At 59.3% G+C, this 18767-nt stretch carries 19 protein-coding genes; 12 read left to right on the forward strand and 7 right to left on the reverse strand.

What is annotated here, in order from left to right:
- Positions 1 to 82 precede the first annotated feature (82 nt).
- Together RHIBUN_RS35090 and RHIBUN_RS0103460 are read right to left on the reverse strand one after the other, a co-directional pair.
- Entirely contained in the window at positions 83 to 403 is a 321-nt protein-coding gene (locus RHIBUN_RS35090; RefSeq protein WP_084659626.1) for a DUF982 domain-containing protein, read from the reverse strand.
- Between the two features lie 402 nt (positions 404 to 805).
- The gene (locus RHIBUN_RS0103460) at positions 806 to 1030 is read right to left on the reverse strand and encodes a hypothetical protein (RefSeq protein WP_025658460.1); all 225 of its coding nucleotides are present in this window, start codon (positions 1028 to 1030) and stop codon (positions 806 to 808) included.
- A 611-nt stretch (positions 1031 to 1641) separates the two neighbouring features.
- Between RHIBUN_RS0103460 and RHIBUN_RS36745 the strand changes: the two genes are divergently transcribed.
- From RHIBUN_RS36745 to ligD, 4 genes are all read left to right on the forward strand, one after another.
- Entirely contained in the window at positions 1642 to 1788 is a 147-nt protein-coding gene (locus tag RHIBUN_RS36745) for a hypothetical protein (RefSeq protein WP_198021127.1), read from the forward strand.
- Between the two features lie 111 nt (positions 1789 to 1899).
- On the forward strand, positions 1900 to 2166 hold the full coding sequence (locus RHIBUN_RS0103470; RefSeq protein ID WP_025658461.1) for a DUF1488 domain-containing protein: 267 nt from the start codon (positions 1900 to 1902) through the stop codon (positions 2164 to 2166).
- 62 nt (positions 2167 to 2228) lie between these two features.
- The gene (locus RHIBUN_RS0103475; RefSeq protein WP_245271622.1) at positions 2229 to 2414 is read left to right on the forward strand and encodes a hypothetical protein; all 186 of its coding nucleotides are present in this window, start codon (positions 2229 to 2231) and stop codon (positions 2412 to 2414) included.
- Between the two features lie 355 nt (positions 2415 to 2769).
- Positions 2770 to 3825, forward strand: a complete 1056-nt coding sequence (gene ligD, locus RHIBUN_RS0103480) for a non-homologous end-joining DNA ligase (protein ID WP_025658463.1) — start codon at positions 2770 to 2772, stop codon at positions 3823 to 3825.
- A 639-nt stretch (positions 3826 to 4464) separates the two neighbouring features.
- On the opposite strand, the gene RHIBUN_RS0103490 is transcribed toward ligD, so the two are convergent.
- Positions 4465 to 5283 (reverse strand): hypothetical protein, encoded by an 819-nt coding sequence (locus tag RHIBUN_RS0103490; RefSeq protein ID WP_025658465.1) that lies wholly within the window; start codon positions 5281 to 5283, stop codon positions 4465 to 4467.
- Positions 5284 to 5404: 121 nt separating this feature from the next.
- On the reverse strand, positions 5405 to 6394 hold the full coding sequence (denD, locus tag RHIBUN_RS0103495) for a D-erythronate dehydrogenase (protein ID WP_025658466.1): 990 nt from the start codon (positions 6392 to 6394) through the stop codon (positions 5405 to 5407).
- Positions 6395 to 6636: 242 nt separating this feature from the next.
- Here denD and RHIBUN_RS0103500 point away from each other — a divergent pair, with 242 nt between their 5' ends.
- The 5 genes from RHIBUN_RS0103500 to RHIBUN_RS0103520 all read left to right on the forward strand — a co-directional run bounded on the left by RHIBUN_RS0103500 (position 6637) and on the right by RHIBUN_RS0103520 (position 12037).
- Complete coding sequence (locus RHIBUN_RS0103500) at positions 6637 to 8007, forward strand: FAD-binding oxidoreductase (protein ID WP_084659635.1); 1371 nt, start codon at positions 6637 to 6639, stop codon at positions 8005 to 8007.
- A 44-nt stretch (positions 8008 to 8051) separates the two neighbouring features.
- Positions 8052 to 8759 carry a FadR/GntR family transcriptional regulator gene (locus tag RHIBUN_RS0103505; RefSeq protein ID WP_025658468.1) on the forward strand — a complete coding sequence of 236 codons (708 nt, stop codon included), beginning with the start codon at positions 8052 to 8054 and terminating at the stop codon, positions 8757 to 8759.
- Between the two features lie 417 nt (positions 8760 to 9176).
- A complete protein-coding gene (locus tag RHIBUN_RS0103510) occupies positions 9177 to 9710 on the forward strand; it encodes a TRAP transporter small permease (protein ID WP_025658469.1) in 534 nt (177 codons plus the stop codon).
- Positions 9710 to 10987: a TRAP transporter large permease subunit gene (locus tag RHIBUN_RS0103515; protein WP_025658470.1), complete on the forward strand. Its 1278-nt coding sequence runs from the start codon at positions 9710 to 9712 to the stop codon at positions 10985 to 10987. Before RHIBUN_RS0103510 ends, RHIBUN_RS0103515 begins: the two co-directional genes overlap by 1 nt.
- Positions 10988 to 11032: 45 nt before the next feature.
- Positions 11033 to 12037 (forward strand): TRAP transporter substrate-binding protein, encoded by a 1005-nt coding sequence (locus RHIBUN_RS0103520; protein ID WP_025658471.1) that lies wholly within the window; start codon positions 11033 to 11035, stop codon positions 12035 to 12037.
- 74 nt (positions 12038 to 12111) lie between these two features.
- Here the strand turns inward: RHIBUN_RS0103520 and RHIBUN_RS0103525 are convergent, their stop codons facing one another.
- From RHIBUN_RS0103525 to RHIBUN_RS0103535, 3 genes are read right to left on the reverse strand one after another with little or no spacing between them, the layout of a single operon-like run.
- On the reverse strand, positions 12112 to 13026 hold the full coding sequence (locus RHIBUN_RS0103525) for a DMT family transporter (protein WP_051420031.1): 915 nt from the start codon (positions 13024 to 13026) through the stop codon (positions 12112 to 12114).
- A 46-nt stretch (positions 13027 to 13072) separates the two neighbouring features.
- On the reverse strand, positions 13073 to 14275 hold the full coding sequence (locus RHIBUN_RS0103530; RefSeq protein WP_025658473.1) for a mandelate racemase/muconate lactonizing enzyme family protein: 1203 nt from the start codon (positions 14273 to 14275) through the stop codon (positions 13073 to 13075).
- 19 nt (positions 14276 to 14294) lie between these two features.
- Positions 14295 to 15011, reverse strand: a complete 717-nt coding sequence (locus tag RHIBUN_RS0103535) for a FadR/GntR family transcriptional regulator (RefSeq protein ID WP_051420029.1) — start codon at positions 15009 to 15011, stop codon at positions 14295 to 14297.
- 331 nt (positions 15012 to 15342) lie between these two features.
- Here RHIBUN_RS0103535 and RHIBUN_RS0103540 point away from each other — a divergent pair, with 331 nt between their 5' ends.
- The 3 genes from RHIBUN_RS0103540 to RHIBUN_RS0103550 all read left to right on the forward strand — a co-directional run bounded on the left by RHIBUN_RS0103540 (position 15343) and on the right by RHIBUN_RS0103550 (position 18767).
- Positions 15343 to 16869 carry an ABC transporter substrate-binding protein gene (locus RHIBUN_RS0103540; RefSeq protein WP_025658475.1) on the forward strand — a complete coding sequence of 509 codons (1527 nt, stop codon included), beginning with the start codon at positions 15343 to 15345 and terminating at the stop codon, positions 16867 to 16869.
- Between the two features lie 78 nt (positions 16870 to 16947).
- On the forward strand, positions 16948 to 17889 hold the full coding sequence (locus RHIBUN_RS0103545) for an ABC transporter permease (protein ID WP_025658476.1): 942 nt from the start codon (positions 16948 to 16950) through the stop codon (positions 17887 to 17889).
- A complete protein-coding gene (locus RHIBUN_RS0103550; RefSeq protein ID WP_025658477.1) occupies positions 17889 to 18767 on the forward strand; it encodes an ABC transporter permease in 879 nt (292 codons plus the stop codon). The genes RHIBUN_RS0103545 and RHIBUN_RS0103550 overlap by 1 nt, the downstream gene beginning before the upstream one ends.

Consider the following 18767-nt stretch of genomic DNA (forward strand, 5'->3'; position numbering starts at 1 on the left):
ACGCGGAAAAAATGACCCCGCCTGGGCACAAGCGGGGCAGGGGTCGACAGCGAAACGGGAATAGGCACGCCATTTCAGCGGATCAACTACGCGGTCTGGCAATAAGCCTTCGATGAACTGTCGGTGAAGAGTGATGGCTATCTGGTCGCATCGTGTTTCGAGCCGCAAGGCCAGCCTCTAGACATGCCGCAAGAAAGAGTTCCTTGCTGACCGCGGGTGGCGTCTGGTGATTGAGGGCCTTTCGACAGCTAATGACCGCTGCATCGTGATAGGCTCCGCGGGGGGTGGGCCATTCATTTTCGAGGAAGTCCAAGGTGTCGTGAACACTCTGAAAAGACTTCTCGGTGCCATTCTGGAGTCGAACGTTAACAGGGATATTCCAGAGAACATCTGACGTCGTCATTTTTTCCTCCTTTTCTTACAACGACAACGTAAGACGAATCTAATATTCGGTGCGCGCCAGCTCAAGAGGCGGCACGTGAAATCTTAACGGTTCCACCCGCGACACCGCGACAATCCACCATTAGACAAAAAGAGACCCCGCCGGAGTGGAGGCCAAGCGGGGCTCTTGGGCAGTTTGAGTTTGAGTAGGAGCAGCAAGGAGGGGCAATGCCGTTCCGCGTTCTTAACGAGCGACTTCAATCTTTGTTCCGCGCATTGTAGCTAGGCATATCGATGTTCCCATAAAAGAGCCCCGCACGGTGTTGCCGGCGGGGCAAGTTCTTCGACGGAAAGGTCGCGCCATAGAAGGGTGATCTGGCGCGATCTGTACGAGGGAACGTATGTACGAGCGCCTTGTTCCGTTTCAGCCAGCGCGATATCCGCGCGCAGCGTCTACCAGCAGCTTCAACTGGTGCTCGTCGTGGATGCCTTGCCGATAGAGTTCGATAATGATTGAGGCCGCTCGCTGGCCCTCATCGGACGCAGCTTCAATGTGGTTCTGACGACAGTACTGCTCAAGGGCAGCTTGGCATTTCGATAGATCCTCCGACGTCAACGGCTCGTCGTGCCGATGAAATCTCCCGGTCATTTCAGTTTTCCTCCTCTGTTGAAGTGGACGGAAAACGAGATGGTTTGTCGATTTTCGAGATTCAAGACCCTTCGATTTGGATCTCGATCCACCACCGGACCGCATCTGACGAGACCAGAAGCCTTCCGCCCGCGCTCAGTCTCGCGACAAATGCCTCACCATCAAGCGGGCACCCTTATGCACGCTTGCAGCGCATGGGGCCGACGAGTGTGGCTTGGCATTCGCCATCGATCAGCCCGACGGCACGGAATGAGTAAAGAGCAGTGGCTGGCCCAAAAGGCCGAATAGGCGCCCCCCTAGCACCATTCGCAGAAGGAGTCCGCTAAGGGGTGGAAGCGGACTCCAAAAAGCTCAGAGGTCGATCCCAGGAACAGAACTACGACCGGGCAATAAGCAGTTGGTCACATAGGCAGGACAATAGCGAGTCAATTCGGCTCACACCCTATAGCGCAGCATGATTAAAGATGCACCGTCGTTTTGCCGACCAAGAATGCAGATAGGCATTGCAATTGTTCTGTTGGCACACCACTTGTAGAATATAGGCAGCTTCTGAAACGGGCGCTGCCCGGTGTGGACGCAGCAAGCGTTCCACCCCAACAAAGGAGGACGGCATGTCTTCCGCCTCTATTTTCTTCTCCAAGGACAATCTCGTGCGAGCCGCTCTACGGTTTCGCTACTTGGAATTTCTCGTCAAATCGACACCAGCAATAAGCCTCGCGTTCATTGTCTATCTCACGTTCAAGGGTGTCTTCTGGTAGGCGCAAGGCTTTAAAAAACGCGGCCCCGATGCAGCAGCCTCGGGTCTGAGGTAGTTGTTGGCACCTCGTAGACAGCGCCTGTTTCGCGACCAGGAGATTGGGAGGTCTTCCGTGGCAATTGTGTTTCCCAACCGAGCCAGAAGCTATGACGGGTCCACGAGGCGGGTTCGCTTCCTCGGTCACGATGGCATGTTCGAAATTCGCTTCTTCGTCGATATCGACGTATTGGCAAATGGACCGTGCGAGATGGCGACGTCGGAACGCGACTGTCTCGCGGCATTTGACAGGCTTCGAGCTAGAATTCTTGGGGTGGCCGAGCGCATGTACACGTCAAAACCCAAAAACCTGATCGTTCTTACGCTGGCGGACTTTAAATAGCAGCCGGAAGGACAGTGGTTTCATAACTTCACAACCGTAGGAATCCAATAATGAATGAACGGATGAGCAAAAGCCGAGAACGCGCGGAAGCCGAATTCGGGTTGACCCAGACACAATTTCTTTCCCGCACTGGCATGGACTCGAAAATCGACCCCGTCGTCAGAGCGAGGAATGAGAAGACCGCGCAGCTAAAGGCCATGCGCCTTCAGCAAGAGGCGGATACGGCGGCCAAGACACTCAAGGACTGAGGCCTATGGCCGCGAGCCTTGGCAAAGTCATAGCGCAGTTCCGGCATGGGCTTGTTGCCGTAGCGGCCGAGGGCATCCGCCGCAGCCGTTGAGCCGCTTTTCTGGCATTTTACGCAGGAGTATCGGAGTTCATGCCAGATGAAGTCGGGGGTAATAGGCCATGCGCATAGCGCCTCTCCTTGAAGAGGTTGCCGACAGCCGCATGTTGTCGAGGATTTTGGTTCCTGCTCCCGCCCGAGCGCAGAGATATGTGGCCTTGGGGCTCGCGGCGTTAAGCCCCGGTCAACCACCTATCCCCGCCCATCGTCATATCGGGTTAATTGTCTTTGTAAGCTTTCCCTTATTTAATCACCGGATGGCCAAATCACCGCCTTCCAAGCCTCTCCTGGCAGACGAAAAGCCGCTTCGTTCGCGTGCACGAAAGCCGCGCGACCCATCGCAGCCGCGACTTCCCTTTGATCCAATGCCTGACCGCGTTGAGCCTTGCCTTGCGCTGCTAAAGCCGCGACCGCCAGTCGGGCCGGATTGGCTTTATGAAATCAAATGGGACGGGTATCGGATCGCAGTCCACCTGAACAACGGCCAAGTCCGTATTCTCACCCGCGGCGGGCATGACTGGACGCATCGCTTTCCCGGTATTGAGGATGCTGCCAAACATCTCGGCGTCGGGACCGCCATCCTCGACGGCGAGGCAGTCGTTCTCGATGAGGAGGGGCGGCCACACTTCGGCAAGCTGCAGAACTCTCTGGGCGGCCGGGGAGGGAAGCTGTCTGCCGGCGACGCCATCATGTTCGCCTTCGACCTGCTATACTTCGACGGCCACGATATCCGCAGCCTGGAACTGACGTCTCGGCGATATTTCCTCCAATCCCTCCTGAAGAACGAGCAGGGCGCTATCCGTCTATCTCAGACCATTGATGGCGACGGGCGCGATATCTTCGAAGCGGCCTGCGAGCATGGTCTCGAAGGCATCATTGCGAAGTACAAGGACGCCCCTTATCGCTCTGGCCGGTTCGGCGAGTGGATCAAGGTCAAGTGCACGCAGTCAGACAGCTTCATAGTCGTGGGCTACGAGCACTCCACGGTGGCGCGATCGGGGATTGGTAGCCTGTTGCTGGCCGCTCGGAAGGGCGATGATTGGATCTATGTCGGTTCTGTCGGCACGGGCTTCAACGAGCGCAGCGCCGAATACCTTCGAAAGACGATGGACCGGATCAAGCAGAAGACACCACCCGTAAAATATGAGGGGAGGCGGAAGAACCTCGTATGGGTACAGCCGACATTGATTGCCGAGATCGAGTACGGTGCCTGGACGCACGACGGCAAGCTGCGCCATGCGTCCTATAAGGGGCTGCGGGAGGTTCAGGATAATGCGGCGGTGTTTGAGGTGGCGGCTGAGCACGCAGGCTAGCGCACGCAATCCATGTTCTTGTTGACCCTACTTCCTCTCTCGGTCCTGACGTCCTTCTGCTGTCTGCAGTCGAGTTTGCCGGTAGAGTCGGTCCGATTAGGGTCGATTGCCTGTATGCTTCGGGACTTTCCGAAACCACCTGGGTTTGTGATGCTCTCCTGCTGAGATGTAGAGTCCTTCCAGCCGAGCGACGGACCTGCCTCTTCAGGGAGAGACTGTGCCAGTGCGGGCGTGACGACCGTCAGTGCCATAATGAATGCTGGGGGGATGCGAGCACGCATGACGAACCTCCGCGATTTGTTCTGGAGAAACCGCGGGGCTGACAAGTTGTTCCTGATGGCAACTGTCCGGATGAAAGACGCGTCGCGCCTCCAATGGGGTGGGTCTCGCCGCTTTTATAATGTGATGGATGGCCCTCAGATTCTCTCCTGTGGAAGAACGTTCCGGATACGCTTATTCAGAATGGAAAAAGGACATTATTCAGAATGAACCCTCTTGCGATTTCTCTAGGATGGTTCTAAACGGCTGCCACGGTTTGATTATTCGACCGCGTGAGGCCTCGTGGCGGAGTGGTGACGCAGAGGACTACAAATCCACGGCACTTCCAACAAAATCAACGATCATTCTGAATAAGAGCCTTCAGGCTTCTTTTTTCGTTTTTTGACCATTGTGTTTATTCGGAAATTCCGGCTGTTCAGAATGGCCAAAACGCTTCTTCGTAGCCTCCAGAACGCGCTTTTCCGTCTCTTTGGCGTACCCGCGATAAGCCGCTGCCGTCTTATGCTTTGACAGCACTCGCCCCTGTCCCTCGGTCAGCCCGCTCTCTTCTAATTCGGTCATGCCGCCATGCCTGCACTTGTCCAGGCTGAAGGACGGTGCATCGAGCTTTCCTTCACTCCGGAGCAGATCCGCCATCTCGCGGACCTCGTGAGCCAGGAACGTACCGTCGCCGAAAAGGACGCCGTTCTTCTTGCAGACGATCGATGTGCCATAACGCGGCGTCTTGCTCAGAACCGCCTCCGCATCCTCGTAAAGCTTCACGAGACTGCCGTCCTCGTCGACGAATTCGAGAGGGTGCAGCGCAAGCTCGTCCGTCTTCCGGTGTTTCAGGCGGATCCTGTCCGGTTCATCGGAAGCCCGGCAGCCGGTCCAGGGCGCATAGCCGGCGCCGCTGGAGGATGGTCGCATCAGCCACTCGAAGGCCAGCACTGCGGCGGCTGCCAACTCCCCACGCCCTTTCTCGATCGCGCCATCGGCGAACTGATAGACCGCTTCCCGGTCTACATGGCCCTTGGTCAGCTTCTTCCGGCGCTTCACCGTCACGCCGTGCCACGGATTCGGCGTATCGGTGCGGAATAGCTCCGGATGGTGCGGCTTCATCCGTTTCCACATGGCCTTACAGTAGGTGACGACCTTCTCGGCCATGCGATTGCCGCCACGCGCGCCGTCGGTCGCCAAGGCTTCGGCCCGGGCGGGCCGTCACGGGTCCAGCCGGAACAAGGAAAGCCGCCTTCAACGGAGGGCGCGCCGATGAGGCAGGCGGCCAGGAAAACAGAGCGCGCCAGAACGCCGTCGTTATCTAAGATAAGAGCGTGCCGCCCAGTTCATCCTCGATGTGGACCTTGATGATTTGGTCGAAGGACGTCTCAGCGGTGAAGCCGAGTTCGATGGCGCGCTTCGCCTCGAAACCGGGTGCCCATCCAGCGCACATGCGCATGATCATCTCGTCAGGCTCACGACGGATGAGTGACACGGCCTTCTCGCCCGCGACACGGCGCAGAGCCTCGATCTGTTCGCCAACAGTGGCGCTGAGACCAGGCATGGAAAGGTTGCGCCGCGGGCCGACCTTTTCGATGCTAATTGTCGCGCCGTCGATCAGGAAGCCGACGGCTGCACGCGGCGAGGCGTGCCAGTGGCGGACGTCCTCGGAGACCGGAAGTACGGCTTCCTGGCCGACCAGCGGCTCGCGCAGAATGTTCGAGAAGAAACCGGAGGCAGCCTTGTTCGGCATACCCGGACGGATGCAGATGGTCGGAAGGCGGATGCCGATGCCATCGAAGAAGCCGCGACGCGAATAGTCCGACAGCAAGAGTTCGCATATCGCCTTCTGGGTGCCGTAGCTCGTCAGCGGCGTCGTGTGGAAGTCGTCCGGGATCGGATAGGGAAGCGGTGCACCGAAGACGGCGATTGACGAGGTGAAGACGACACGAGGCTTGTAACCATCCTGGACGTGGGCGACACGGATCGCGTCGAACAGGTGACGGGTGCCGTCGAGGTTGATGCGGTAGCCCTTGTCGAAGTCGAGTTCGGCTTCACCTGACACGATGGCGGCGAGGTGGAAGATCACGTCCGGCCGTTTGGCAACGATGCGCTCAGCTTCGCCGGCGGCCGAAACGTCGCCGCTCTCGAGGACAGCCTTGCCGGTGAAGCCTGCTGGCACTTCCGGGGTAACGACGTCGATCAGCGTCATCGCCTCGATGGCACGGCCGTCAAGGTTTCCGTCCTTTGCAAGACGTGCCGCGAGCTTGCGACCAACCATGCCGGCAGCGCCAATGATCAGGATGTGCATGTGATTACCTCCTCCATGCTTTCGGTCCCCTTCCGACGAATATGCAAACCACTCAGTCGGAAAAAGACATTGTAAGGTTGTCTGATAACCGTATATGATGCAGTTGGAAACAGAATAGTTGCGTCACGCACAGGTTGCCTGGGCTTCGGACTGGCCCCTGGAGCGCCCCGGCCGAAAGGAAACACGTAAGCGTGAGTATCCTGTCATATCAGCAGAAATTCGTGGCTGCCCTCGGGGCGGATATGGTCCTCCTCGGGGAAGAGGTGGAGCGCTATTGTCGCGACTGGCACGGGGATGTGACCACCGGAGCGATCGCTGTCCTTCGTCCGCGCTCCACTGACGATGTCGCAAAAGCTGTGCGCGTCTGCGCCGAACTCGGCGTTGCGATCGTGCCACAGGGCGGAAACACCGGCTTGGTGCTAGGTGCTACTCCGGATGCACCTCAAAGTCAGATCGTGCTCAGTCTCGAGCGCATGAATACGACCCGCCGCATAGATGCCGACGATTTCTCGGCAATCGTCGAGGCAGGCGCTATCTTGTCCGAATTCAAGGAAAAGGTCGAGGAAGTAGGACTGTTCTTCCCCCTCGCGCTCGGAGCACAGGGGTCCTGCCGCATTGGCGGCAATGTCTCCACCAATGCCGGTGGGATTAATGTCCTGCGCTACGGCATGACACGCGAACTGGTGCTGGGACTGGAAGTGGTTCTGCCTGACGGTTCCGTTTTCGACGGATTGTCAACGCTGCGCAAGGACAATCGCGGCATTGATCTGAAGCAATTGTTCATCGGAGCTGAAGGTACGCTCGGGATCATCACGGCGGTCGCCGTGAAACTCGTGCCGATGCCAGATCAGGTGGCCACCGCCCTTGTTGGATTGAATGCACTCGATGACGTGATCGCACTCTACCGCCGCGCCCGTCGCGACTGCTGCGACCTTCTGTCGGCCTTCGAGTTCATGCCGCCGATTGCCTTCACGCTGGCACGTGAGGCCATGCCGGACCTCACTGTGCCAATGTCAGGGGATTACGCGGCGTATGCGCTCATTGAAGTCTCCGGCTCAGGGCTGGTCGACGTGTCGGATTTGATGCAGCGCTTTCTCGAAGGAGTCATGGGTGACGGTCTGGTGATCGACGGTGTGGTCGCCACGTCCAAGACGCAGTCGCGCAATCTCTGGCTTTTCCGAGAGGGCATGAACGAGGGACAGGCCAAACGCGGTCCGCATTTGCGCACCGACATTTCCGTTCCGCTGTCGCGCCTTGCCGATTTCGTGCGCGATGCGCAAGAGGCTGTCTATGACGCGCTTCCGGAATGCGTCTGTGTCTCCTACGGCCATGTCGGCGACGGCAACGTCCACCTGAATGTGCTGCCTCCGGGCGATCTTCCGCGTAGTGAGATCGATGCGCGGATCTACAAGGCGAAGACGATTATCAACGAAGTGCTTGACCGTTATCACGGCTCGATCAGTGCCGAGCATGGCATTGGTCGGTTGAAGCGGTCCGACTTCGACACGCGTCTTTCCGAGGTTCGGCGCAAGCTCCTTGCCGCGGCGAAGACAGCGATCGATCCGGATCTTCGGATGAACCCTGGTTGCCAATTGAGTTTCGCGATGGATTGATAGACAACCTCAAGGTGACGTGGAGCAGGCGGGGCGTATCGACCATGGAATTCGGACATATCAGGCGAACTGAACATCTTCCGGCACGCATTGCCGATCAGATTGGCCGCGACATCACCGAGGGTCGAATGCGTCCCGGAGAAAAGCTGCCGACCGAGCATTTTTTAGCCAAGGCGCTCGGCGTGAGCCGGTCCGTGGTGCGCGAGGCGATCGCCCAGCTGCGCAACGAAGGGCTGGTCGAAACCCGCCAGGGTGTCGGAGCCTTCGTAACCGAGCCGCAGGCCCGCACGATCCGCATTGAGCAGGACGACCTTGCCAATCGCCAAAGTTTCCGCGACCTTTTTCAGTTGCGTGTACCGCTGGAGATCGAGGCGGCGGGCCTGGCTGCGCTGCACCATACGGCAAGCGATCTTGCGCGCATCGACGAGGCGCTCGCGAGCATGAACGGCGCGCAAAAGTGGACGGCGGAGGGCATCGTCGCCGACCTTGCGTTCCATCGCTCGGTCGCCGCTGGCACTGGGAACGAGTACTTCTCGGTCTTTATCGGGTTCATCGCAGAGCGCATTAGCCTCGCGATCAATGCGGCGCGGGCGACCGCCGTCCTTGAGGAAATTGTCGAGGTGACGATCGAGGAACATGCCGTCGTGCGCGACGCCATTGCAAGCCGGGATCCGCAGCGGGCGAGGGAGGCGATGAAGATGCACTTGCTGGGAGCGGCGAGGCGCCTCGACCTGACGCTTGAGACCTATTGATCGTGCTTGACCAAACAAGTTGCAAGTATCGCCCAACGCCTGTGGAAATGGTGGCACGAACGTCGTTCGTAGGGGCTTTTTGACGAACCCGCCATTTGGGCGCTGGACAGCAAACCCGAGTCTGACTAAAAGGCTGGCGAGGCGTTGTCAGACATCCTGACAATAAGGCAAGGCGGGAGGAGGTTTGCCGCCTGGGAGACATTCAAGAGGGGGAATGACTTGGTGGCCAAGCATTCGCTAGCCGTACCTGTTTTGCCGGAAGACGCGGTGCAGCCCTTTCGGGTCGGGCTTGGATGGTCGAACGCCGTTCATGGCGCCTGCTGTGCATTTCCGCCTGACGGAAGCTTGCTTCTCGGTGCTCTCGTGCGGAGTCCTGCCACGCGCGGCCTCTTGTAAAACTAATGGGGAGGGGAACGAGTGCAAAAGGCAATCGATCTATTCTACAGGGTTCTCGAAATCCTGCTGATCGTCCTGATGTCGGGAATGGCGATCATGGTCTTCGTGAACGTTGTCATGCGTTACACGATGAATTCCGGCATTACCGTGTCGGACGAACTTGCGCGTTACTTCTTCGTCTGGGTTACCTTCATCGGCGCCGTGGTGACATTTCGCGAACACGGTCACCTGGGTGTCGAAACGCTGGTCGCGCTTCTCGGCCGAAAGGGCCGCATCGTCTGCATGGTCCTGAGCAACCTGGTGATCATCGCCTGTTCGGCGATCTTCTTCTGGGGTACCTGGAAGCAGTTTCCAATCAACTGGAGCATGAAGGCGCCCGTCACCGGCCTGTCGATGGGCTTTGTCTACGGCATCGGCTTCTTCACCGGCGCCGGCTGCACAATCATTGCGCTTGAACGTCTCGTCCGCCTGCTTGCCGGTCGTGCGACACAGGAGGAAATCGAGGCTTTTGCTGGCGAAAACCTCACTCTTGAACAGATGGCGGAGCGCAGCTGATGACACTTTTCGTCTTCGTTGGCTCCCTTCTCGGAGCCATGGCGATCGGAGTGCCGGTCGCATTTTCGCTTATGTTCTGCGGCGTCGTGCTCATGTGGTATATGGGTATGTTCAACACCCAGATCATCGCCCAGAACATGATCGCGGGGGCAGACACCTTCACGTTGCTCGCCATCCCCTTCTTCATTCTTGCCGGCGAACTCATGAACGCCGGGGGCCTGTCGCGGCGGATCATCGACTTCGCCATCTCTTGGGTCGGACACATTCGAGGCGGCCTCGGCATCGTGGCTATCGTGGCCGCGCTTATCATGGCCAGCATTTCTGGCTCCGCCGCCGCCGACACTGCCGCGCTCGCCGCCATCCTCATTCCGATGATGGCCAAGGCCGGCTACAATATCCCGCGCTCTGCGGGCCTCATCGCCGCAGGCGGCATTATCGCGCCGGTCATTCCGCCATCGATGGCCTTCATCGTATTCGGCGTCGCTGCCAACGTTTCGATCACGCAGCTCTTTATGGCGGGCGTCGTGCCCGGCCTCATGATGGGCTTGGCCCTGGTCGCCACCTGGCTGATCGTGGTGCGACGGGACAAGGTCGAGCCGCTTGCGCGGACTCCGGTGAAGGAACGCCTTCAGGTGACGGGCCGGGCACTCTGGGCACTTGGCATGCCGGTCATCATTCTTGGCGGGATCAAGGCGGGCGTCGTCACTCCGACGGAAGCGGCGGTTATTGCCGCCGCCTATGCTCTCTTCGTTGGCATGTTCATCTATCGGGAGCTGACGCCGAAAACACTCCCGCACGTGATCCTGCAGGCGGCGAAGACGACATCGGTAATCATGTTCCTGGTCTGTGCCGCACTCGTTTCGGCCTGGCTAATCACCGCTGCGAACATTCCATCCGAAATTACCGGCCTCATCAAACCACTGATCGGCCATCCGATTCTGCTGATGTTCGTGATCATGATCCTTGTACTGATCGTCGGTACAGCGTTGGACCTCACGCCAACGATCCTGATCCTCACCCCTGTATTGATGCCGATCATCAAGCAGGCGGGCATCGACCCGGTCTACTTCGGCGTGCTGTTCATCATGAACAATTGCATCGGCCTTTTGACCCCGCCGGTTGGCGTTGTCCTCAACGTCGTCAGCGGCGTCGGCCGAATACCGCTCGGCAAGGTGACGGCTGGAGTCTGGCCGTTCCTGGCGGCGCAAACGATCGTGCTCTTTCTCCTGGTCCTGTTCCCGGACCTGGTGATCGTGCCTGCCCGCTGGCTGCACTGACAGCCCGCAAACCGTCTCACTCAGCAATCCATGGGAGGATAAGTTTTGAGAAAATTGCTTTTGACCACCACCGCCATCGCATTGGCATGCACGATGTCGGCGCCGGCCTTCGCTGAATTCAATGAACGCACCATTCGCGTTTCAAACGGCATCAATGCCGACCACCCCGTCGGCAACGGCATCGACGCGATGCAGAAGTGCCTGGACGACAAGTCGGGCGGCAAGCTCAAGCTGACGGCATTCTGGGGCGGCGCGCTTGGCGGTGACCTGCAGGCAACCCAGGCCCTTCGCTCGGGCGTTCAGGAGGCCGTTGTCACCTCATCGTCCCCGCTCGTCGGCATCGAAGCGTCGCTCGGCGTCTTTGACCTCCCGTTCCTGTTCTCCAACGCCCAGGAAGCCTACAAGGTTCTTGACGGCGACTTCGGCGAGATGATGAACAAGAAGCTCGAGGCCGTCGGCCTCGTGAACCTCGGCTACTGGGAAAACGGCTTCCGCAATCTGTCCAACTCGGTGCATCCCGTCACCAAGTGGGAGGACTTCGAGGGCATGAAGGTTCGCGTCATGCAGAACAACGTCTTCCTCGACACGTTCCAGAACCTTGGCGCCAACGCCACTCCGATGGCTTTCGGCGAGGTCTTCTCCGCTCTGGAAACCAAGACGATCGACGCTCAGGAAAACCCCTATGTGACGATCGACACTTCGAAGTTCTTCGAAGTGCAGAAGTACATCACCGAGACCAACCACGCCTACACGCCGTTCCTCTTCCTCTTTTCGAAGGCTATCTTCGACACCTACACTCCCGACGAGCAGGCGGCTCTGCGAGAGTGCGCCACCGTTGGTCGTGATGTCGAGCGTCAGGTCATCGGCGACCTGAACAAGAAGTCGCTCGAGAAGATCAAGGCTGCCGGCCTCGAAGTGAACGTCCTTTCTGCGGAAGAGCAGGCGCGCATCCGCGAGAAGTCCATGGTCGTTTACGAAAAGCACAAGGCCGAGATCGGCGCCCCCGTCGTCGACGGCATTCTCGCCAAGCTCGCCGAGATCCGTAAGTAAGCGAAAGGCCTGAGTTCAAAAAAGGGCCCGCGGCGTCAGCCACGGGCCCTTTTGCCATTCGAGGGCATATTCGCTCAGGGGACCTCAGGCGGACGATCGGACCGGCCCTTCTTCAACTGCTGTTCACGGAAGAAAATGAACAAGCCGGATCCGATGATCAGGCTCGCGCCGACCATCATGGTGGGGCGCGGTATGTCGCCGAAAAACATCCAGCCGAAGACGATCGCCCAGAGAAGAAGCGTATACTGAAGCGGCGCAACGGTCGCAGCGTCGGAGATCTTAAGCGCGCGGTTGACGAGCATATGGGCGCCCATGGCGACGACGCCCAGAAGGCAAAGCAGGGCGATTTCCGGGACGGAGGTTAGCGGCGTCCAGTCGATCGGGGCGATGATAAGCCCGGCAAGACCGGCGCCGCCTAGCTGGAAAAGCACCAGCGTCTTGTCCGGCGTGGAACGCAGGCTGCGGCCCGACAGTAGCATGAAGGCGAAGGCGAAGGTGCCGACGATCGAAATGAAGGCCGGCATGGTGAACATTGCCCTTGACGGTTCAAGGGTGATGACGACGCCGACGAAACCGACGAAGATCGCCGTCCAGCGTCGCCAGCCAACCTTCTCACCAAGCAGGAGCGGTGACGCAGCGGCGACATAGATCGGGGCTGCCAGCCAATAGGTCATCACGTCGGCAAGCGGCAGATAGGTGACCGCATAGTAGAAGCAGAACACCTCCAGGGTCGAGAAGAGGACGCGTAGCGCCTGCATCAGCGGTCTCTCCGCCTGCGTGATTGGCTTCCATCCGCCGCGCCAGATGAAGGGCGAAAGAATGAGCAACGCGGCCAGGCTGCGGATCAGGATCACCTGGCCGAGGCCATAATTGGCGACCAGCCATTTCCCCATTGCGTCGTTCAGCGCAAACATCAACATCCCGAGCAGCATCGCCGCTGGTCCGGCGACCAATATAAAGCTACTACCGGTCCCGTCTGTCTCACTCATGTCTGTCATCGATTTCCCCGAATCGGCGCCGTTTCCCGGCGGCATGTCAGATGCTCTCTCGGTCGGAGATCCTGCGGCTGACCGTGAAGGCTCGCTCGAGTTCCGGATTGAGTTCCATGCCGAGACCCGCGCCGGGCGGCACGGTTATCATGCCGTTGCGGACCTCGGGAAGGGCGGTCACCAGATCACGATACCAGGTTCGGTAGAAGGCGCGCACGCTCTCCTGCACCAGCGCGTTCGGCGCATTCAGCGAAAGGTGAGTGGAGGCGCACAGGACGACGGGGCCGGTGCAATCATGCGGCGCGACAGGAAGATGCCAGGCTTCCGCCATCGCCGCGATCTTGCGCGCCTCCGATAAGCCTCCGCACCAGCTGATATCGAGCATCACCACGCCGGCCGCGCCGGTCTCGAGGTAGTCGCGAAACGCCCAGCGCGAGCCCAGCGTTTCCGAAGCGGAAATCGGGGCCGGCGAAACCTCGGCATATCGCCGCAGGCTGGCAAGACTGTCCATCTTGATCGGATCCTCGTGCCAGAAGGTCTGATATGGCGTCAGTGCTTTGGCGATCTGCATCGCCGGTAAGAGCTGCCACATCGAATGGAATTCGACCATGATGTCCATCTGGTCGCCGACGGCGGCGCGGATCTTTTCGAACGGTATGAGCGCCTCCCTGAGGTCGGGCATGGAAATATAGTTCCCGCGTGTCTTCTCCGCTGCCGCATCGAAGGGCCAGATCTTCATGGCCGTGATGCCCTCTTCCAGCAATGAGTGGGCCAGCTCGTCGGCGCGATGCAGGAAGCCATTCAGGTCGTCGTAATCGCGCCCTTCGGCGAGACCGTAATTTGCCGTCGTCTGGCCGGTCGCCTTCTTGATGTATTCGGTGCCGGCGCAGGTGTTGTAGGTCCGGATCTCCTTTCGGGTGAAGCCGCCGAGCAGCTGCGCGATCGGCTGGCCAGTTGCCTTGCCGAACAGATCCCAGAGCGCGATGTCGAAGGCGGAATTGCCGCGCACTTCCGCACCGGACGAGCGGAAGCCGAGATAGCCGACGAGATCGGCCGCGAGCCGGTCGATCTCCAGTGGATCGCGTCCGATGACGCGCGGCGCGATGTATTCGTGGATATAGGCTTCGACCGTTTCTGCACCGAAGAAGGTTTCCCCGAGGCCAGTGAGGCCCTCGTCGGTGTGCACCAGCAGCCAAAGAAGATTGGGGCGCTCGGCGATACGCACCGTTTCGAGACGGGTAATTTTCATGGGAACTCCAGTTTTGTTTTCAGGTCAGGCCGCCACGGGCGAGAGCCCTGAGGCTCTGGTCGAAATGCTGGTCTATGATCGTCGAGGCCACCTGAGGATCGGAGGCGGCGATCGCCTCGGCAAGGTCGAGATGCAGGCGGTTCATGGCTTCGCGTTCGTCGTCGGTAGCACGCACCTTCCAACCGATCGGCCAGCACTCGACGATCACGCCCTGAAAGGCGCCTATCATCAGGGCGAAGACGGGGTTTTTCGAGGCGCGCGCGATCGCCAGGTGGAGGGCGAGGTCGTTTTCCATGACGACGGCCGGTTGGTCGAGGCGGTTCTGCATGGCGCGGGCGAAGCCGAGGATCTCGTCCGCCTCTTTCTCTGTGCGCAGCAGCGCCGCAAGTGTTGCCGTACGCCCCTCGATGGTGCGGCGTGCGTCATAGATCTGACGGATGTCGATTTGGTGGGTGAACAGGCCATGTCGGAAGGTCATGGCGATGGAACTGTCGTCAAGTTCAGCGACGGTGGGCCTCTTGCCGGCGCCGAGATCGATCAGACGCATGGCAGCAAGCGAACGCAGAGCTTCACGGACCACGGTACGGGACACGCTGAGGCTTTCCGTCAGGGCTGCCTCGGAGGGTAGGCGATCCCCTGGCTTCAGCCTGCTTTCGCGGATGAGAGAAGAGATCTGCGCGACGGCGCCTGCGACGAGATCGCCGGAATATGGTGTGATTGTTCCCGTTCCGCTCATTATCTATCCTATGGCTTTTGCAATCCGATATTATAGGTTTGTAACGAAGCCAAGAGCACGGAAGCATCGCGTTGCTGCACCTCCGGTAAGAAAGTGCCCACCTTCCCCAATATGACGCAGGAAGCCTCTTGCGGCGTCAGTGTACCGGTTGATGGTCGGCGCAGCCGGGTCTCTGGTTCCAACTGCCGGCGTCCGTCGACTTGCTCCGCTCACCTTCCCGAACGCATTCACGCTACTCGTGTCGCGTCCCGCCATTGACACCACCATCACTCCATGTATTCTGTTATAAAAGTGCATATAACATAATTGTGGAACAAAACGGGAGATAGATATGAGAATGAAGCTCGCATTCATTGTCGCCACGGCGTTGATCGCAACGCCGTCTTTTCTGCTGGCGCAGGAAAAAGGCGGCGTGATCAATGTCGCTACGATTGGCGAACCGCCGACACTCGATCCGATGACGTCGACAGCCGACCTTGTCGGTATCGTCACACAGCATATCTTCGAGACGCTTTATACGTTCGACAAGAAGTGGGCCGTAACGCCGTTATTGGCCGAAAGCCTTCCTGAGGTCAGCGCCGACGGGAAGACCTACACGATCAAGCTGCGCACGGGCATCAAGTTTCATGACGGCAGCGACATGGCATCAGACGACGTCGTTGCCTCGCTCAATCGTTGGACCAAGCTTGCTTCGCGCGGGAAACAGGCTGCTGGCTTTATCGAATCGATCACTGCAACCGACGCATCGACCGTCACGATCAAGCTGAAACAGCCCTACGCTCCACTGGTCTCGCTGCTTGCCTTCAACAACTCCGCTGCGATCATCATTCCCGCGGAAAAGCAGGCCGACACGATGACGGACTTCATCGGCACCGGCCCATACATGCTGAAGGAGCGTAAGGCTGACCAATATATCCAGCTCGTCCGCTTCAATGACTACAAGCCGCGCTCCGGCGACAGTGATGGTTATGGCGGCGCCCGCCATCAGTATCTCGACGAAATCCGCTTCGTACCGGTGCCGGATGCCAACACCCGCGTCGAGGCCGCCATCTCTGGCCAATACGACTATATTGACTCCCTGCCGGTCGAATCTTACGACAAACTAAAGTCCTCAACGGCAACCCAGCCGCTGCTCCTGAAGCCGTTTGGCTATCCGGTATTCGTCTTTAACACCGCTGCCGGCGTTACAAAGAACGTTGCGATCCGCAAGGCAATCCGCCGGGCGCTCAGCATGGAAGACATGATGGGAGCCGCCTTCGGCGGTACGGACTTCTACGCAGCGGATGGCAACGTCTATCCTGGCAACTTCGCCTGGAGCACGGACGCAGGTGTCAAAGGCAACTATAATGTCGCGGATCCGGAAGGCGCAGCCACGGCCGCCAAGGAGGCAGGCTACAACGCTGAGCCCATCCGCATCCTGACCAGCCGCCAGTACGAGTTCCACTACAAGATGGCCCAGGTGGCGGCCGAATATCTGAAGCTGGCGGGCTTTACGGTGGACCTCCAGGTCGTCGACTGGGCGACGCTGACACAGCGCCGCACCGACAAGGCGCTGTGGGACATCTATATCAGCCACAGCCCGTTCCTTCCGGAACCGGCCCTGATCGGCTCCCTGTCTCCGAGCTCGCCTGGATGGTGGGACACGCCGGCGCGAAAGAGTGCCGTCGATGCGTTCACCACCGAGATCGACCCAATGAAGCGCGTTGAACTCTGGGCCAAGGTCCAGAAGACGATGTACGACGAGGTGCCGTTCATGAAGATTGGCGATTTCAACGCCGTCTCGGCCATGTCAACGAAGCTTCAGGGTGTCGATCCCGCCCCTTGGCCGTACTTCTGGAACGCATCGATCAAGAAGTAACCCCGCGTGCCGGGTGCTGGTCCTGAGGCCGGCATCCGTCCACGATCGTGCTCTGCCTGGACACAGGAGCCGCTTTCCATGATACGCTACATCCTTCAGCGCCTTCTTGGCATGATCGTTGTGATGTTTCTCGTCGTCACGATTGTCTTCGTGATCGTGCGTGTGACGCCCGGCGACCCCGCCGCAGTCATGCTCGGCCCTGATGCAACCACACAGGACGTTGCCGAATTGCGCGCGCGCCTCGGTCTCGACCAGTCGATCGTTGTTCAATACTTCTTCTATATAGGACAGCTTCTGAAGGGGGATCTTGGCCAGTCGATCTTCCTCGACATGCCGGTGACCTCGGCGCTTCTCGAACGCGCAGAACCGACCTTCTTCCTGACGATCTTCTCGCTCCTGATTGCAAGTGTCGTGGCACTGCCGATCGGCATCTATGCCGCCTACCGACGCGGCTCGTTCATAGATCAGTTGTCGACAACCACCGCCATGCTGGCCGCAAGCATCCCGAGCTTCTGGCTCGGACTCATTCTCATGCAGTTCTTCGCCGTGCGCCTGAACCTGTTTCCTGTCTCCGGATACGGCGGCCCCGGCGCGTCCTTTCTTGAGCGCATGTACCACCTTACGCTGCCTTCCTTCGCCCTCGGCCTTGTCTCCTCGGCGCTGATCCTGCGCTTCACGCGCGCCTCGATGCTTGATGTGCTCGGCGACGATTACATTCGCACCGCGCGCGCCAAGGGGCTGGTCGAACGCAAGGTTGTCCTCAAGCATGCGCTGAAGAATGCCTTGATCCCGATCCTGACAGTGCTTGGCCTCACTGCCGCCGTGCTGATTTCAGGTGCTGTTGTAACGGAGACCGTGTTTGGCCTTCCGGGGGTCGGCAATCTCGTCGTCTCTGCCGTTCTCAGACGCGACTACCCCGTCATCCAGGGCGCACTGCTGGTCATTGCCGGCCTCTACGTCCTCATCAATTTCGCAATCGACATGCTCTATCTGCTGGTCGATCCAAGGGTGCGCTACTGATGGCTGATATCTTAACCACCACCGAGAGTCCCGCCGCAGCCGAGCGCAGCAAATTCCTTCGCCGCCTGTTGAGACGCAAGACGGTCGCCGCCGGCATCATCGTGCTCACCATCTTCGTGCTGTTGGCGGCATTGGCGCCCTGGATTGCGCCGTACTCGCCCTCGAAGCTGTCGATCGTCAACCGGCTCAAGCCGCCGAGTGAAATGTTCTGGTTTGGCACCGACGAGTTCGGCCGCGATGTGTTTTCACGCACCATCTATGCCGGGCGGCTGTCGCTGTTGGTTGGCGCCGCCGTTGTCGTGCTCTCCGCGTTGATCGGCGTCACGCTCGGTCTGCTTGCCGGCTTCTTCCAGAAACTCGATACGCCGATCGCCCGCCTGATCGACGCGATGATGTCGTTTCCGGACATTCTCCTGGCTATCGCGCTTGTCGCAGCTCTCGGGCCATCGCTGACGACGGTCATCGTTGCCCTGTCGATCGTCTACTCGCCGCGCCTGGCGCGTATCGTTCGCGCCTCGACCCTGGTCATACGCGAGCTACCCTATGTGGAGGCGGCGCAGGCGCTCGGCATTTCCACCTTCCATATCATGACGCGACACGTGCTTCGCAATCTTCTGTCGCCGATCCTGGTGCAGGGCACCTTCCTGTTTGCCAGCGCCATGCTGGCCGAAGCCGGACTTTCCTTCCTCGGCCTCGGCGTCAGCCCTGAAATCCCGACCTGGGGAACCATGATCGCAGCCGGCCGTCAATATATCGGCCAGGCCGACTGGATGACCTATTTCCCGGGCTTCGCCATCATCCTCTCCGTACTGTCGCTGCAAATGGTTGGCGACGGTCTCCGGGACATGCTCGATCCAAGACTTCGAAAGGACATTTAG

Source organism: Rhizobium sp. IBUN (genome assembly GCF_000510625.1).
GTDB classification, from domain to species: Bacteria; Pseudomonadota; Alphaproteobacteria; order Rhizobiales; family Rhizobiaceae; genus Rhizobium; species Rhizobium altiplani.

Excerpts from the sequence above, each read along its gene's own strand:
- RHIBUN_RS35090 (WP_084659626.1), bottom strand. The coding sequence starts at position 403 with ATGACGACGTCAGATGTTCTCTGGAATATCCCTGTTAACGTTCGACTC.
- RHIBUN_RS0103515 (WP_025658470.1), top strand. The coding sequence starts at position 9,710 with ATGACACTTTTCGTCTTCGTTGGCTCCCTTCTCGGAGCCATGGCGATC.
- RHIBUN_RS0103500 (WP_084659635.1), top strand. The coding sequence starts at position 6,637 with ATGGTCCTCCTCGGGGAAGAGGTGGAGCGCTATTGTCGCGACTGGCAC.
- RHIBUN_RS0103545 (WP_025658476.1), top strand. The coding sequence starts at position 16,948 with ATGATACGCTACATCCTTCAGCGCCTTCTTGGCATGATCGTTGTGATG.
- RHIBUN_RS0103525 (WP_051420031.1), bottom strand. The coding sequence starts at position 13,026 with ATGAGTGAGACAGACGGGACCGGTAGTAGCTTTATATTGGTCGCCGGA.
- RHIBUN_RS0103535 (WP_051420029.1), bottom strand. The coding sequence starts at position 15,011 with ATGAGCGGAACGGGAACAATCACACCATATTCCGGCGATCTCGTCGCA.
- RHIBUN_RS36745 (WP_198021127.1), top strand. The coding sequence starts at position 1,642 with ATGTCTTCCGCCTCTATTTTCTTCTCCAAGGACAATCTCGTGCGAGCC.
- RHIBUN_RS0103530 (WP_025658473.1), bottom strand. The coding sequence starts at position 14,275 with ATGAAAATTACCCGTCTCGAAACGGTGCGTATCGCCGAGCGCCCCAAT.
- RHIBUN_RS0103540 (WP_025658475.1), top strand. The coding sequence starts at position 15,343 with ATGAGAATGAAGCTCGCATTCATTGTCGCCACGGCGTTGATCGCAACG.
- RHIBUN_RS0103550 (WP_025658477.1), top strand. The coding sequence starts at position 17,889 with ATGGCTGATATCTTAACCACCACCGAGAGTCCCGCCGCAGCCGAGCGC.
- denD (WP_025658466.1), bottom strand. The coding sequence starts at position 6,394 with ATGCACATCCTGATCATTGGCGCTGCCGGCATGGTTGGTCGCAAGCTC.
- RHIBUN_RS0103505 (WP_025658468.1), top strand. The coding sequence starts at position 8,052 with ATGGAATTCGGACATATCAGGCGAACTGAACATCTTCCGGCACGCATT.
- RHIBUN_RS0103475 (WP_245271622.1), top strand. The coding sequence starts at position 2,229 with ATGAGCAAAAGCCGAGAACGCGCGGAAGCCGAATTCGGGTTGACCCAG.
- ligD (WP_025658463.1), top strand. The coding sequence starts at position 2,770 with ATGGCCAAATCACCGCCTTCCAAGCCTCTCCTGGCAGACGAAAAGCCG.
- RHIBUN_RS0103460 (WP_025658460.1), bottom strand. The coding sequence starts at position 1,030 with ATGACCGGGAGATTTCATCGGCACGACGAGCCGTTGACGTCGGAGGAT.